11 protein-coding genes are annotated in these 15200 nt (G+C 67.4%); 1 reads left to right on the forward strand and 10 read right to left on the reverse strand.

Annotation, left to right across the window (positions count from 1 at the left end; translation table 11 throughout):
- Window positions 1-3491: 3491 nt before the first annotated feature.
- The 10 genes from DB459_RS03375 to DB459_RS03420 form a co-directional block, all read right to left on the reverse strand.
- Complete coding sequence (locus DB459_RS03375; RefSeq protein ID WP_253711534.1) at window positions 3492-3947, reverse strand: MarR family winged helix-turn-helix transcriptional regulator; 456 nt, start codon at window positions 3945-3947, stop codon at window positions 3492-3494.
- Window positions 3948-4042: 95 nt separating this feature from the next.
- Entirely contained in the window at window positions 4043-4747 is a 705-nt protein-coding gene (locus DB459_RS03380) for an ABC transporter ATP-binding protein (RefSeq protein WP_253711535.1), read from the reverse strand.
- On the reverse strand, window positions 4744-5538 hold the full coding sequence (locus DB459_RS03385) for an ABC transporter ATP-binding protein (protein WP_253711536.1): 795 nt from the start codon (window positions 5536-5538) through the stop codon (window positions 4744-4746). Before DB459_RS03385 ends, DB459_RS03380 begins: the two co-directional genes overlap by 4 nt.
- Complete coding sequence (locus DB459_RS03390; RefSeq protein ID WP_253711537.1) at window positions 5535-7439, reverse strand: ABC transporter permease; 1905 nt, start codon at window positions 7437-7439, stop codon at window positions 5535-5537. The genes DB459_RS03385 and DB459_RS03390 overlap by 4 nt, the downstream gene beginning before the upstream one ends.
- Before the next feature lie 127 nt (window positions 7440-7566).
- Complete coding sequence (locus DB459_RS03395) at window positions 7567-8772, reverse strand: ABC transporter substrate-binding protein (protein WP_253711538.1); 1206 nt, start codon at window positions 8770-8772, stop codon at window positions 7567-7569.
- Between the two features lie 95 nt (window positions 8773-8867).
- Complete coding sequence (locus tag DB459_RS03400) at window positions 8868-9452, reverse strand: amino acid synthesis family protein (RefSeq protein WP_253711539.1); 585 nt, start codon at window positions 9450-9452, stop codon at window positions 8868-8870.
- On the reverse strand, window positions 9449-10033 hold the full coding sequence (locus DB459_RS03405; RefSeq protein WP_253711540.1) for an amino acid synthesis family protein: 585 nt from the start codon (window positions 10031-10033) through the stop codon (window positions 9449-9451). The genes DB459_RS03400 and DB459_RS03405 overlap by 4 nt, the downstream gene beginning before the upstream one ends.
- On the reverse strand, window positions 10026-10940 hold the full coding sequence (locus tag DB459_RS03410; RefSeq protein ID WP_253711541.1) for a UPF0280 family protein: 915 nt from the start codon (window positions 10938-10940) through the stop codon (window positions 10026-10028). Before DB459_RS03410 ends, DB459_RS03405 begins: the two co-directional genes overlap by 8 nt.
- Window positions 10937-12442: a 6-hydroxynicotinate reductase gene (locus tag DB459_RS03415; protein ID WP_371926857.1), complete on the reverse strand. Its 1506-nt coding sequence runs from the start codon at window positions 12440-12442 to the stop codon at window positions 10937-10939. Before DB459_RS03415 ends, DB459_RS03410 begins: the two co-directional genes overlap by 4 nt.
- 636 nt (window positions 12443-13078) lie before the next feature.
- Window positions 13079-14110: an L-idonate 5-dehydrogenase gene (locus DB459_RS03420; protein ID WP_253713408.1), complete on the reverse strand. Its 1032-nt coding sequence runs from the start codon at window positions 14108-14110 to the stop codon at window positions 13079-13081.
- A gap of 193 nt (window positions 14111-14303) precedes the next feature.
- Here DB459_RS03420 and DB459_RS03425 point away from each other — a divergent pair, with 193 nt between their 5' ends.
- Window positions 14304-15068: an SDR family oxidoreductase gene (locus DB459_RS03425; RefSeq protein WP_253711543.1), complete on the forward strand. Its 765-nt coding sequence runs from the start codon at window positions 14304-14306 to the stop codon at window positions 15066-15068.
- Window positions 15069-15200: the final 132 nt, after the last annotated feature.

Genomic DNA, 15200 nt, shown 5'->3' on the forward strand with positions numbered 1-15200 from the left:
CTCATTCTCGTCAGGGCGCATCGTTTCACTCCGTTGTCACCGCCCGGATGCGTGAATCTGATAGCCGCTCTTTGCGGGGCGAGGTGAAGAAAGCCTCGCCTTTTTGGTCACCTCTCCCCGCTCTTTGCCTATCGTATTCACATATCTGCTTCGCAGCCGGGAAAGCAGCCACTCATTCAGCCTTTCAATCGTCATGCCCGGCCTTGTGCCGGGCATCCACGTCTTCACGACGCTGCGGCAAGCAAGTCGTGGATGGCATAGCGATCCGGCCTTCACCGGATCGCGTTCTCCTTAATGCCGGAAGTCGGAAACATCCGACTTCCGGGCGACAAGCCCGGCCATGACGAGAATGAAGGTCATGGCGCATCGTTCCACTCCGTTGTCACCGCCCGGATGCGTGAAGCTCGTAGGCTTAAAGCGGGGGACGACGATGCGAGGCGAGCACCGCGTCTGTGTGTGAATACGATAGCCCCAAGGCGGGGAGAGGTCGCGCGCCTCGAGCGCGCGGCTGAGGAGCGCCTTCCTGAGTTCACCGCAGCAGCGACAGCAGCGTCTCGCGCTCGGCGTGATCGAGCGGCGACAGATGCGCTCTCACCACAACTCATTCTCGTCATGGCCGGGCTTGTCCCGGCCATCCACGTCTTTCAGGTCGAGAGTCCGCAAAGTCGTGGATGCCCGGCACAAGGCCGGGCATGACGATCGAAAGGCTGATGGCATAGCGATCCGGCTCTGGCCGGATCGCGTTCTTTTTCTCGTGCCGGAAGTCGGAAACATCCGACTTCCGGGCGACAAGCCCGGCCATGACGAGAACGAAGGTCAGGGGGCATCTTTTCACTTCGTTGTCACCGCCCGGATGCGTGAAGCTCGTAGGCTTAAAGCGGGGGACGACGATGCGAGGCGAGCACCGCGTCTGTGTGTGAATACGATAGCCCCAAGGCGGGGAGAGGTCGCGCGCCTCGAGCGCGCGGGTGAGGGACACCTTCCTGAGTTCACCGCAGCCGCGACAGCAGCGTCTCGCGCTCGGCGTGATCGAGCGGCGACAGATGCGCTCTCACCACAACTCATTCTCGTCATGGCCGGGCTTGTCCCGGCCATCCACGTCTTTCAGGTCGAGAGTCCGCAAAGTCGTGGATGGCATAGCGATCCGGCCTTCACCGGATCGCGTTCTCCTTAATGCCGGAAGTCGGAAACATCCGACTTCCGGGCGACAAGCCCGGCCATGACGAGAATGAAGGTCATGGCGCATCGTTTCACTCCGTTGTCACCGCCCGGATGCGTGAAGCTCGTAGGCTTAAAGCGGGGGACGACGATGCGAGGCGAGCACCGCGTCTGTGTGTGAATACGATAGCCCCAAGGCGGGGAGAGGTCGCGCGCCTCGATCGCGCGGGTGAGGGACACCTTCCTGAGTTCACCGCAGCCGCGACAGCAGCGTCTCGCGCTCGGCGTGATCGAGCGGCGACAGATGCGCTCTCACCACAACTCATTCTCGTCAGGGCGCATCGTTTCACTCCGTTGTCACCGCCCGGATGCGTGAATCTGATAGCCGCTCTTTGCCTATCGTATTCACATATCTGCTTCGCAGCCGGGAAAGCGGCCACTCATTCAGCCTTTCAATCGTCATGCCCGGCCTTGTGCCGGGCATCCACGTCTTCACGACGCTGCGGCAAGCAAGTCGTGGATGGCCGGGACAAGCCCGGCCATGACGAGAATGAAGGTCATGGCGCATCGTTTCACTCCGTTGTCACCGCCCGGATGCGTGAAGCTCGTAGGCTTAAAGCGGGGGACGACGATGCGAGGCGAGCACCGCGTCTGTGTGTGAATACGATACCCCCCAAAGCGGGGAGAGGTCGCGCGCCTCGAGCGCGCGGCTGAGGAGCGCCTTCCTGAGTTCACCGCAGCCGCGACAGCAGCGTCTCGCGCTCGGCGTGATCGAGCGGCGACAGATGCGCTCTCACCACAACTCATTCTCGTCATGGCCGGGCTTGTCCCGGCCATCCACGTCTTTCAGGTCGAGAGTCCGCAAAGTCGTGGATGCCCGGCACAAGGCCGGGCATGACGATCGAAAGGCTGAATGAGTGGCCGCTTTCCCGGCTGCGGAGCAGATGTGTGAATACGATAGCCGCTGACGCGGGGCGAGGTGAAGAGAAGCGTCGCGTCTTGGTCACCTCTCCCCCCAAAGCGGGGAGAGGTCGCGCGCCTCGATCGCGCGGGTGAGGGACACCTTCCTGAGTTCACCGCAGCCGCGACAGCAGCGTCTCGCGCTCGGCGTGATCGAGCGGCGACAGATGCGCTCTCACCACAACTCATTCTCGTCATGGCCGGGCTTGTCCCGGCCATCCACGTCTTTCAGGTCGAGAGTCCGCAAAGTCGTGGATGCCCGGCACAAGGCCGGGCATGACGATCGAAAGGCTGATGGCATAGCGATCCGGCCTTCACCGGATCGCGTTCTCCTTAATGCCGGAAGTCGGAAACATCCGACTTCCGGGCGACAAGCCCGGCCATGACGAGAATGAAGGTCATGGCGCATCGTTTCACTCCGTTGTCACCGCCCGGATGCGTGAAGCTCGTAGGCTTAAAGCGGGGGACGACGATGCGAGGCGAGCACCGCGTCTGTGTGTGAATACGATAGCCCCAAGGCGGGGAGAGGTCGCGCGCCTCGATCGCGCGGGTGAGGGACACCTTCCTGAGTTCACCGCAGCCGCGACAGCAGCGTGGCGCGCTCGGCGTGATCGAGCGGCGACAGATGCGCTCTCACCACAACTCATTCTCGTCATGGCCGGGCTTGTCCCGGCCATCCACGTCTTTCAGGTCGAGAGTCCGCAAAGTCGTGGATGCCCGGCACAAGGCCGGGCATGACGATCGAAAGGCTCATGGCATAGCGATCCGGCTCTGGCCGGATCGCGTTCTTTTTCTCGTGCCGGAAGTCGGAAACATCCGACTTCCGGTGGCAAGCCCGGCCATGACGAGAATGAAGGTCAGGGGGCATCGTTTCACTCCGTTGTCACCGCCCGGATGCGTGAAGCTCGTAGGCTTAAAGCGGGGGACGACGATGCGAGGCGAGCACCGCGTCTGTGTGTGAATACGATAGCCCCAAGGCGGGGAGAGGTCGCGCGCCTCGATCGCGCGGGTGAGGGACACCTTCCTGAGTTCACCGCAGCCGCGACAGCTAGCGTGGCGCGCTCGGCGTGATCGAGCGGCGACAGATGCGCTCTCACCACAACTCATTCTCGTCAGGGCCGGGCTTGTCCCGGCCATCCACGTCTTTCAGGTCGAGAGTCCGCAAAGTCGTGGATGCCCGGCACAAGGCCGGGCATGACGATCGAAAGGCTGAATGAGTGGCCGCTTTCCCGGCTGCGGAGCAGATGTGTGAATACGATAGCCGCTGACGCGGGGCGAGGTGAAGAGAAGCGTCGCGTCTTGGTCACCTCTCCCCCCAAAGCGGGGAGAGGTCGCGCGCCTCGAGCGCGCGGGTGAGGAGCGCCTTCCTGAATTCACCGCAGCCGCGACAGCAGCGACAGCAGCGTGGCGCGCTCGGCCTGATCGAGCGGCGCCAGGGTCTCGTCGGAAATGGCCACCGCGTTCGGCAGCGCCTTGTCGACCGCGAGCTGGCCGGCCCTGGTCAGGCTGACCAGCAGCCGCCGGCCGTCGGCCGGGTCGGGGCCGGTCTCGGTCAGTCCGCGCCCGGTGAGGCGATCGATCACCCCCTTGATGGTGGCGACGTCCATGGCGGTGATGCGGCCGAGCTGGTTCTGCGAGCACGGCCCGCTCTCCGACAGCTTGAACAGCGCCGTCCACTGGGTCGGCGTCAGGTCGCCGCCGATGCGCTCGGCGAAAATGGCGGAGTGACGCTGCGACACCTGGCGAAGGATGAAGCCGATCTGCTCCTCGAGCTGGTAGGTCGGCCGCTGCGGCTTGCGTCGCGGCTTCGGTGATGCGGCCCGGCTCATGAGTGCTCCTGAGATTTCCGCCGCGGTTTTCGACCGCTGCGGCGATCAAGTCAAATCATGCCCGATCGCCCGATGCACCTCCACCCGGAAGCGCGTCAGACCGCGAGGTAGGCGTCGCGGATGTCGGGCCTCGCGTCGAGCTCGGCCATGGTCCCGGAAAAGCACATCCGGCCGCGCTCGATGATATAGGCGCGATCGGAGATCAGCCGGGCGAAATGCAGGTTCTGCTCCGACACCAGGATGCTGACGCCCTCGCGTTTCATGGTCAGGATGGCATTGGCCATCTGCTCGACGATCTTGGGCGAGAGGCCTTCCGACGGCTCGTCGAGCAGGATCAGCGACGGATTGCCCATCAATGTGCGGGCGATGGTCAGCATCTGCTGCTCGCCGCCGCTCATCCGCCCGCCGGGGCGGCCGCGCATCTCGGCGAGGTTGGGAAACAGCTCGTACAGGCGCTCTTCCGTCCAGCGCGGCGCGTCCTTGCGCGGCGGCTGGCGGCCGACCTCGAGATTCTCCTCCACCGTCAGGTCGGTGAAGATGCGGCGCTCCTCCGGCACGTAACCGAGGCCGCCGCGGACGATGGCGTGGGTCGGCAGGTCGGAGACGTCGCGGCCTTCGAACATCACCTTGCCGCGGCGCTGGCTGACGAGGCCGACGATCGAGCGGAAGGTGGTCGACTTGCCGGCGCCGTTGCGGCCGAGCAGCGCCACGACTTCGCCGGCGCCGACCTCGAGGCCGACATCGAACAGGATGTGAGCCGGACCGTAGAAGCTGTTGAGATCCGAGACGGCGAGTTTCACGAGGCAGCCTCCGCATCCGCATGGCCGCCTTCGTAGAGCAGGCCTTCGCCGAGATAGATCGCGCGCACCTGCGGATCGCGACGCACCGCTTCCGGCGAGCCTTCGGCGATCAGCTGGCCGCGGTTGAGCACCAGGATCCGCTCGGCATGCTCGAACACGACATCCATGTCGTGCTCGGTGAACAGCACGCCGATCTGCTTGTCGTGGGCGATGCGCGCGGTGAGCCGCATCAATTCGATGCGCTCCTTCGGCGCCATGCCGGCGGTCGGCTCGTCCATCAGCAGGAGTTGCGGCGCATTGGCGAGCGCGATGGCGAGTTCGAGCCGCTTGAGGTCGCCATAGGCGAGCTCGCCGCAGGCCCGGTCGCCGTCGCTCGCCATGCCGACGAGGTCGAGCAGCGCGTCGGCCTCGCCGCGCGCCAGCTTCGGCGTCGAGCGCCACATGTTGAACAGGCGGTGCGCGTGGGACGCCAGCGCCACCTGGACATTCTCCCGCACCGTCATGGTGGAAAACGTCGCGGTGATCTGGAAGGTGCGCCCCACCCCGAGCCGCCAGACCTCGCGCGGCTGCCGCCCGGTGGTGTCCTCGCCGAGCAGGCGGATGCGCCCGGCATCCGGCGGGATCTGGCCGTTGAGCATGTTGAAGCAGGTGGTCTTGCCGGCGCCGTTCGGCCCGATCAGGGCGACGATCTCGCCCGCGGCGACCGCGAAGGACACGCCGCGCACCGCATGAACGCCGCCATAGGACTTGGTCAGGCCTTCGACCTGAAGGATGGCTGCAGGCCGGCTCATTCGGCGCCTCCGAGCTTCGGCGTGGCGGTCACCGCGACCGGCGTCCCATTCTGTTTTTCAGGTCTGCCGCGCAGCTTCTCGCGCAGGCTGCCGATGATGCCGACGATGCCGGCCGGGAAGGCCACCACCAGCAGCACCACGATGCCGCCCAGCACCAGCTTGGAGAGATCGGTCTGGCTCACCAGCCAGATGTTCAGCGCCTTGTAGACCACCGCGCCGACCACCGCCCCGGAGATGGTCTCGACGCCGCCGAGCAGCACCATCACCAGCGCGTCCACCGACAGCGAAATGCCGAGGCTGTCGGGAAAGACGCTGCCCTTGAGATAGGCGAACAATGCGCCGGCGACGCTCGCCACCGTGCCGGCGACGACGAAGGCCAGCCACTGGATGCGCTTGCCGTTGATGCCGATGGCCTCGCTGCGCAGCGCCGAATCCCGCGTCGCCCGCAGCGCGTAGCCGAACGGCGAGAACACCAGGATGCGCAGCCCCGCCACCGCGAGCGCCGTGATCGCCAGCGACAGCAGGTAGAAGCGCGCCGGGGTGGCCACCACCGCGGCCGGCCAGATGCCGAGCAGGCCGTTGTCGCCGCCGGTGACTTCGACCCACTGGAAGGCGATCGACCAGACGATCTGGGCGAAGGCGAGCGTCAGCATGGCGGAGTAGACGCCGGACAGCCGCACCGTGAAGAAGCCGAACAGCGCCGCCCCGGCGAGACCGAGCAGCGGGCCGATCAGCAGGCAGGACAGCATCGGCCAGCCGGCGAGCTTGGCGAGGAAGGCGACGCCATAGGAGCCGAGGCCGAAATAGGCAGCGTGGCCGAAGGAGGCGAGCCCGCCCACCGACATCAGGAAATGCAGGCTGGCGGCAAACATGATGAAGATGACGATCTCGGCGCCGACCGTGAGCGCGTAGGTGCCGCCGACCAGCGGCAGCGCCGCGGCGGCGATCAGCGCGGCGAGCGCGGCGAGACGCTCGCCGAAGGTCAGCGGCGCCCAGGGCCGCACCGTGAGGCCGGGGGTGCGCCGCGCCGGCGCCTCGGCCTTGCCGAACAGGCCCCACGGCCGCACCACCAGCACCGCCGCCATCACCAGGAAGACCAGGATGATGGAGATCTTCGGAAAGATCAGGATGCCGAAAGCGTTGAGCTCGGAGACCAGCACCGCGGCGACGAAGGCGCCGGTGATGCTGCCGAGCCCGCCGATCACCACCACGACGAAGACGTCGACGATGACGCGCAGGTCCATGGTGTGGTTGACGGCATCGCGCGAGATCTGCAGGGCGCCGCCCAGCGCGGCGAGGAAGACGCCGACGGCGAAGACCGAGGTGAACAGCCATTTCTGGTTGACGCCGAGCGCCGCGACCATGTCGCGATCCTGGGTGGCGGCGCGGACCAGCACGCCCCAGCGGGTGCGGTGGAACAGCAGCCACAGCGCGCCGAGCACGACCGGGCCGATCACCAGCAGGAAGACGTCATAGGACGGCAGCGCCTGGCCCAGCACGTCGATGGCGCCCTTGAGCCCCGGCGCGCGGCGGCCGAGCAGATCGTCGGGCCCCCAGATCAGCACCACGAGGTCCTCGACCATCAGCGTCAGGCCGAAGGTGGCGAGGAGCTGAAACAGTTCGGGCGACTTGTAGATGCGGCGCAGCAGCAGCATCTCCACCACCGCGCCCACCGCGGCGACGATCAATGCGGCGAGCACGATGCCGCCCCAGAAGCCGAGCGCGCCCGACAGCCTCTCGGTCAGGGTGAAGGCGACATAGGCGCCGAGCATGTAGAAGGCGCCATGGGCGAAATTGACGATCCGCGTGACGCCGAAAATGATCGACAGTCCGGACGCCACCAGAAACAGCGAGGCGGCGCTGGCAAGCCCGGTCAGGAACTGGACGAGATAGAAGCTCATGGAGGGTTCACACGGGCCTGGTCATGACCGGCGCCGGCGGCGCCGAATGGGTTGGAGCGAAACGAGGCGGAGTCGAGCAACCGGCGCCGGGCGGACGGCACGCCATCCACCCGGCGACATTGTGGGATCAGTCCTTCGGACGCACCTTGGCGACGTCGGCCTCGCTCGGCAGGTAATTGGCGCCGTCGCGATAGACCACGTCCACCATCACGCCCTTGCCGTCCTTGACCGAGGTCTTGCCGACGAAGGCGCCGAGCGTCGCCTGGTGATCGGACTTGCGGAAGGTGATCGGGCCGAACGGCGAGTCGACCTTGATGCCTTCGGCCGCGGCGATCAGCTTGTCGGTGTCGGTGGAATCCGCCTTGGCGAGGATCGCCGCCGCCGACTTGATGAGCTCGTAGCCGACGATCGAGCCGAGACGCGGATAGTCGTTGTATTTGGCCTGATAGGCCTTGAGGAAGGCGTCGTGCTCCGGCGTCTTGATGCTCGACCACGGATAGCCGGTGACGATCCAGCCTTCCGGCGTCTCGTCCTTCAGCGGATCGAGATATTCCGGCTCGCCGGTCAGGAAGCTGACCACCGCGCGGTCCTTGAACAGGCCGCGGGTATTGCCCTCGCGAACGAACTTGACGAGGTCGGGACCGAAGGTGACGTTGAGAACGGCCTCGGGCTTGGCGGCGGCGAGCGCCTGCACCACCGGGCCGGCGTCGATCTTGCCCTGCGGCGGCCACTGCTCGCTGACCCACTCGATGTCGGGGCGCTTGGCGGACAGCAGCTTCTTGAACACCGCAACCGCCGACTGGCCGTATTCATAGTTCGGCGCCACGGTCGCCCAGCGCTTGGCCGGCAGCTTGGCGGCCTCTTCGGCCAGCATCGCCGCCTGCATGTAGTTCGACGGGCGCAGGCGGAAGGTGTAGCGGTTGCCGCTCGCCATGGTGACGGCATCGGTCAGCGGCTCGCCGGCGAGGAAGAACACCTTCTTCTGCTTGGCGAAGTCGCTGACGGCGAGACCGATATTGGAGAAGAAGGTGCCGGAGATCATGGCGACGCCTTCGCTGGCGACGAGCTCGTTGGCCGCGGTGACCGCGTCGGCCGGCTTGCCGCCGTCGTCCTTGGAGATGACGACGAGCTTCTTGCCCTTGATGCCGCCGGCGGCGTTGATCTGCTCGACCGCGAGCTGCCAGCCCTTGCGATAGGGCTCGGTGAAGGACGGCAGCGCCGAATAGCTGTTGATCTCGCCGATCTTGATCTCGCTCTGCGCCATCGCGGCGCCGGCAAGGCCATACAGCCCGGTGGCGAGCAGGCCCGCCAGGAGATATTTGCGTCGGTTCATTCCAGACCCTCCAGTGTAGCGGGTGCCTGCCGGCCCCCGGGTGACTTCCTCAACACGCCCGAATTTCCCGCCAAACTGCAAGCCGAGGCCTGCCGTCAGCGCAAACCGTCCTCGCCCTTGATCTCTGCAACTGTCAGGCCACCGACACGGGGCAACGGCCGGCCGCTGTCGGTCACCGCCACGGCCACCATGATCTCGTTGGCCCGCGGCGCGTCGTTGATCCGCACCTCCATGCCGTCGAAGTGACTGCGGACGAAAGCCGCATCCTTGTGGCCGAGCGGGATGTCGAGCGCCACGCCCGGGCCGCCGCGCTTCTTCGACGACGGGATCAGCGCCGCGCCCTTGCCCAGCACCTTGCGCACCGGCGCCCCCAGCTTGGGATGGAGCAACGCGGCGGCATGCTCGAGCTCGCCGTTCTCGCCGACCGCCGCGGCCTTGCCGTAGCTCTGGGCCTGCGGTCCCTCGATGCCGAGCGCCGCCACCGCCCGGCGCGTCAGGAGGTCGCCGAGTTCCTCGCCGATGGCGATCAGCGGCGAGAGATCCTCGACGTAGCGGCCGGCGAACGGATTCTCGATCACCGCCACCGCGGCGGCGCGGCGGGTCGGCGGCGTGACGTCGCGCCCGGCCTCCTGAAGGGTCTCCTCGACGACGGTGACGATCTTGCGGATCACGGCGCTCATCGCAGTCCATCCTCTCCCTTGATCTCGTCGGCCTTCAGCCCGCCGACCCGGGCGTGAATACGCGATCCGGTGGTCATCACCAGCGCCAGCAGGATCTCGTCGGCCCGCGGCGCGTCGGTCATGCCGACCTCCATCGCATCGAAATGCGACCGGACGTATGACGCGTTGACGTGGGTGATCGGCACGTCGAGCCGCGTGCCGGGACCGCCGACCTTCTTGGCCGAGGGCACGATCGCCCTGGCCTCGCCCAGCGCCTCGCGCATGGCGTAGCCGCCGGGGACATGCCACAGCGCGCCGTGCTCGAGCTCGCCCGCGCCGCCGACGATGGCGCCCTTGCCGTAGCCCTGGATCAGCTTCGGATCGCCGCCCAGGGCGTCGACCAGCGCCTTCGCCATGGCGATGCCGAGCGGTTCGAGATCCTTCATGAAGGGCGCGATGTCCTCGACATAGCGGCCGGCATAAGGATTGCGGATCACGGTCAGCGCCGCGCCGCGCTTGAGGGGCACGCTGGCGCGCGGCCCCCCCTCGTGGAAGATTTCCTCGATCTGGATCTGGCGCTTGCGGATGACGACCTCAGGCATGCAACGAGCTTTCTTGCGGGATGATGGGGGAAGGATAGACCGCCGGCGCGGCGGTGGCGATGGCGTCGAAGCCGACCGTGCGGCTCTCGCCGCAAAGCCGCAGCGCCGCCGCCTTGATCAGGCCGCGGGCGAGAAGATCGCGCGCCACCGCAGCCCCCGCGGCGAGCGCCTCGGCGATCTCGGCCGGATCGAGAGCGGCCACGGCGCGCGTCACCGGCAGCATGCCGAGATCGCTGTCGGGCTGCAGCTCGCAGGCTGGCACGCGGCTGACGGCCGGATGCCCCGGCAGGTCGACGGCATTGGCGATCACGGTGGCCGCGGCATCGGCCGGCGCCGCGGTGGCGGCGAGGACGGTGACCGCATCGGCGATGCCGAGCGAGAAGCTGCGGCCATGGCGGCCGCTGGTGGCGATGCCGCGCACGCCGTCGCGCGCGCCGATCACCGCGGTCCCGGTCAGGGCAGGACGGTCCGGCCGATCGACGAGACCCACGGTGAATTGCGCACCATCGGCGAGATGCAGCGCGATGTCGCCGCCGTTGTTGACATAGGCACGCTCGAGCGGCGCCGCGCCGGCAATCGCCGCGCAGATCTCCTCGGCGACGGCGCCGGCCACCGCCGCCATCGGCGTGATGAAGATCTCGGCGGCGAACGGCGCCACCGCGGCGTGCATGCGCCGCGCCACCCGCCCGCGCAGCGCGGTCGTCAGGGGTCTTGCCGGCGCGCGCAGCTCGCCGAGTTCGGCGCAGAGCTCGTCGAGCAGTCCGGTGAAACGCCGCACCGCGGCGGCATAGGCCGCTTCCACGGCATCGCGCCGGCCGCTGGCCTCGATCACGAGATCGATCGGGCCGTCCTGCAGGTGCAGTCGCCGGCCATCGCCGAGAAAAGCGACCTGCGGAGCGCGGCTCACGGCTGCGCCGCCGTTTTGGTTTTGGCCGCCGGCTCCGCCTCGACCGCCGGGGCGCGTCGCAGGAGTTCGGCCTTGTCCTTGAGCGAGGTGACCGGGCGGACATTCTCCATATGGCCGCCGAGCGCGGCGTAATCGGACAGCCGCATGGTGAATTCGATCGGCGCCACCAGCGCCGGGGTCGGCACATAGCCGAAGGCGCCCTGCGGCACCTCCGTCACATCCACCATGAAGGTGATGCCGCCGCCGGGCCAGACATAGACCGGCGCGCCGCCGCTCGTCACCCTGGTCAGCGCATCCTTGACCGAGCGCGTCAGGCGGACCGGATTGTCGGTGACGCCCGAGCGCAGCGAGCCGCCGGCGCCGCCCATGAACAACACGGTGCACAGCGCCGGCTCGCAATTCTCGCGGATGCGCTCGACGGACAGCACCAGCGCTTCCGGCAGCGGCTTTTCGACGGGATGCAGCGCCTCGTCGAGCTCGAAATAGGCGTAATGCTCGCCGGTGGTCGAGACCATCAGCAGGCGCAGGCCCGGCCTGGCATTCCTCGGATCGAACGGCCCGAGGATCGCGAGCGGATCGGTGATGTTGGTGCCGCCCCAGCCGGTGCCCGGCTCGGCCACCTGGAAATAGCGGCCGGGCGTCGAGCGCCGGCCCTTCATCTTGATCCCGGTCTCGGGAATATCGAGCAGCTTGCCGGCCTGATGCTCCGACAGCACGCCGGTGATGTGATCGTCGACCACCACCACCTCGTCGACCTTGCCGAGCCATTGCTTGGCGAACATGCCGATGGTGGCCGAGCCGCAGCCGACACGCATGCGCTCTTCCGGCTCGCCATTGACGATCGGCGGCTTGCCGGCCTGCACCACCACGGTGGCGCCGCCGTCGATGGCGAGCTCGACGGCCTTGCCGTTGGAAAGGTCCATCAGGACGTCGCAGGTGACGCGGCCTTCCTTCTTGGTGCCGCCGGTGAGGTGATGGACGCCGCCCAGCGACAGCATCTGCGAACCGTATTCGCTGGTGATGACGAGGCCGACCGCCTCGCCCTGGGCGCGCACCGTCGCCGCCTCCGGGCCGAGATAGCGGTCGGTGTCGATCTTCACCTTGACGCCGCAGTAGCTGAAGATGCCTTCGGTCACGACCGTGACCATGTCGACGCCGTCGATCTCGGAGGAGACGATAAAAGGCGCCGGCTTGTAGTCGGGATAGGTGGTGCCGGCGCCGATCGCGGTGACGAAGACCTTGTCCTGGCCGACGATCTTGCCGTCCCAGTCGCCGACCCGCTGGAACGGGACGATCTTGCCGCCGTGCGACAGCGTGCGCTCGAGCAGCACATGGGGGTCGACGCGGATCAGTTCGCCGTCGCGATTGGCGTAGCGATCGCAGGCGCCGGTGGCTCCGGGACGGATGTAGCACATCACCGGGCAGGCATCGCAGCGGATCTTGTCGCTGCCGGCCGCGCCGTCCGCGGGAGCCTGGCTTGCGTCATTCGACATGAACGTCATCCAATCATCGCGCCGGGATCGACCGGGCCGCGCCGCGCGACCGCCGCGCGCCGGCGCACTCGTTCGTATACGAATGATCTTGCGCAGGGCCCGGGAGACTGTCAAGCGCGGCCGCGGCGTCTGGCGAGGCAATGCAAATTAAACTCGCAGTTGCCTAGCCGACCTGTCGCGAAATTGTGCAAAGCAGCGACATGCTGCGGCGCGCCGATACCGTTCGGCGCGGCAGCGCAGCAGACGCGATGCCGGAAGGGGCAGGCCATTGCGAGACGCCGCACTAGCAGTCGGAATAGCCGTCGCAGGGATACATCACGGGCATCACGAAGATCGCGACCGCGAGCAGCAACACGACAAAATGGAGCACCATCATGGATCGCTCGCTGTCTGAACAGACCGGGCCACCGCGACTCTCATTCAGTTGAAAATTGCGGCGCTCCGGTTTCGCTCGTCCTACGTACCTTCTTGGCAAATAGGATCACCCGCGCCCCGTTCCCTGCGTCCCATTGCCGCGTTCGCCGGCACCGGCAGGCGCGATCGAGCGCCACGTCCATATTTGTCCTGATGCGCTCAACGGCGCCCGGAATCCGTTGTTCCAGCGTGGCCCGGCTCGATCGATGCTGCAGCCGCGAACGTGCCGCGTCAGAAGGCGATCTGCACCTTCATCGAGCGACTTCGGTCGCCGGCGATCTCGAAGGCGGCGACGGCGTCGTCGATCGGATAGATGCCCGTGAGCAGCGGCTCGACATCGACGCGCCTGGAATTGATGAGATCGACCGCGAGGCCGAACTCCTCGTGAAAGCGGAAGGTGCCGCGCATCTCGATTTCCTTGGCCACCACCACGTTCTGCGGAATGGAGATGTCGCCGCCGAGCCCGAGCTGGACGAAGACGCCGCGCGGCCGCAGCACGTCGAGGGCGCCGCGCACCGCCCGCTCGTTGCCCGAGGCCTCGAACACCACGTCGAAGGAGCCCTTGCCTGCTCCATAGGCGGCGAGCGCCGCCGGGTCGCTCGCCACATTGATGGTGCGGTCGGCGCCGACCGCCAGCGCCTTGGCGAGCACGCCGTCCATGACATCGGTCACGACGATCTCGCGCGCGCCATGGGCCCGCGCCGCAACGACGCACAGCGCCCCGATCGGGCCGCAGCCGGTGACCAGGACCCGCTTGCCGAGCAGCGAGCCGGCCCGGTTGACGGCATGCAAGGTGACGGCGAAAGGCTCGGCGAAGGCGGCGATGTGGGGCGAGACGTGGTCGGCGACCTTGTGGCACTGCCAGCTTTCGGCCACCAGGCGCTGGCGGAAGGCGCCCTGGATGTGCGGCATCGGCATGGCGCTGCCGTAGAAGCGCATGTTCAGGCACTGGTTCTGCTGGCCGCGCTGGCAATATTCGCAAGCGCCGCAGGGCCGGCTGGGCGACACGGCGACGCGCTCGCCCACGGCGAAGCCGGCGACGCCGGCGCCGAGCGCGACGATCCGGCCGGCGACCTCGTGACCGAGCACCATGGGCTGGCGCACCCGCACCGTGCCGAAACCGCCGTGATTGTAATAATGCAGGTCGGAGCCGCAGATGCCGCCGGCCTCGATCGCGATCTCCACCTGGCCGGGGCCGGCGGTCTCGGCCTCCGAGCCTTCGATCCGCAGATCCTTGGCGGCGTGAATGACGATGGATTTCATGGCCGATGTCATTGGGCATCCTCCGACCGGCGCGGATCGTTTCCTCGCCCGCTCGCCGTGTGCGGCGTGCTTAGGTGGCAGCCTTTCGGCCGTCAAGGCGGCGCGATCACCGTGACACAGCCGTCCGGCTTGCAATGCCCGGCGCGACGGGCGACACCTTGTCCAGAACAGTCGAAGAATGGGAGGAATTGCCGTGACGTCCTTGTTCGATCTCAGCGGCCGGCGCGCCCTCGTCACCGGTTCGAGCCAGGGCATCGGGCTGGCGCTGGCGCGCGGCCTCGCCCGCCACGGCGCCTCGATCGTCCTCAACGGCCGCTCGGTGGAGAAGGTCGAGGCCGCGGTCGAAGCCCTCGCCGCCGACGGCCATGCCGCCCGCAGCGCGGCGTTCGACGTCACGCGCCAGGGCGATGTCGCCACGGCAATCGACCGGATCGAGGCCGAGATCGGCGCCATCGACATCCTGGTCAACAATGCCGGCGTGCAGTTTCGCGCGCCGCTGGAGGATTTTCCGGCCGAGCGCTGGGAAGAACTGCTGCGCACCAACATCTCCAGCGTGTTCTATGTCGGCCAGGCGGTGGCCCGGCACATGATCAGGCGCGGCCGCGGCAAGATCATCAACATCGCCTCGGTGCAGAGCGAACTGGCGCGCCCCTCGATCGCGCCCTACACCGCCACCAAGGGCGCCGTGCGCAACCTGACCCGCGGCATGTGCACCGACTGGGCGAAATACGGGCTGCAGGTCAATGCGATCGCGCCCGGCTATTTCAAGACGCCGCTGAACAAGGCGCTGGTCGAGGACGCGGAATTCTCCGCCTGGCTCGCCAAGCGCACGCCGGCCGGCCGCTGGGGCGACGTCGAGGAACTGGTCGGGGCCGCGGTGTTCCTCGCCGGCGACGCCTCGTCCTTCGTCAACGGACACACTCTATATGTCGACGGCGGCATCACCGTGAGCCTGTGAGCGAGTAGTCGGCGAGCGGTGTGCGAGCTGGCACGGCTGCGTCTCGCCAGCGCCGCGCTCGGATCATTGCCTGATCGGCCGGCGCGCTCGCCGCACGGCCCGTGTCAAATCGACCGATCGTGGCGCCCCTGG

Origin of the sequence: Bradyrhizobium sp. WD16, assembly GCF_024181725.1 — a bacterium.
GTDB lineage: Bacteria > Pseudomonadota > Alphaproteobacteria > Rhizobiales > Xanthobacteraceae > Bradyrhizobium_A.

Excerpts from the sequence above, each read along its gene's own strand:
- DB459_RS03395 (WP_253711538.1), bottom strand. The coding sequence starts at position 8,772 with ATGAACCGACGCAAATATCTCCTGGCGGGCCTGCTCGCCACCGGGCTG.
- DB459_RS03420 (WP_253713408.1), bottom strand. The coding sequence starts at position 14,110 with ATGAAATCCATCGTCATTCACGCCGCCAAGGATCTGCGGATCGAAGGC.
- DB459_RS03415 (WP_371926857.1), bottom strand. The coding sequence starts at position 12,442 with ATGACGTTCATGTCGAATGACGCAAGCCAGGCTCCCGCGGACGGCGCG.
- DB459_RS03385 (WP_253711536.1), bottom strand. The coding sequence starts at position 5,538 with ATGAGCCGGCCTGCAGCCATCCTTCAGGTCGAAGGCCTGACCAAGTCC.
- DB459_RS03390 (WP_253711537.1), bottom strand. The coding sequence starts at position 7,439 with ATGAGCTTCTATCTCGTCCAGTTCCTGACCGGGCTTGCCAGCGCCGCC.
- DB459_RS03375 (WP_253711534.1), bottom strand. The coding sequence starts at position 3,947 with ATGAGCCGGGCCGCATCACCGAAGCCGCGACGCAAGCCGCAGCGGCCG.
- DB459_RS03400 (WP_253711539.1), bottom strand. The coding sequence starts at position 9,452 with ATGAGCGCCGTGATCCGCAAGATCGTCACCGTCGTCGAGGAGACCCTT.
- DB459_RS03405 (WP_253711540.1), bottom strand. The coding sequence starts at position 10,033 with ATGCCTGAGGTCGTCATCCGCAAGCGCCAGATCCAGATCGAGGAAATC.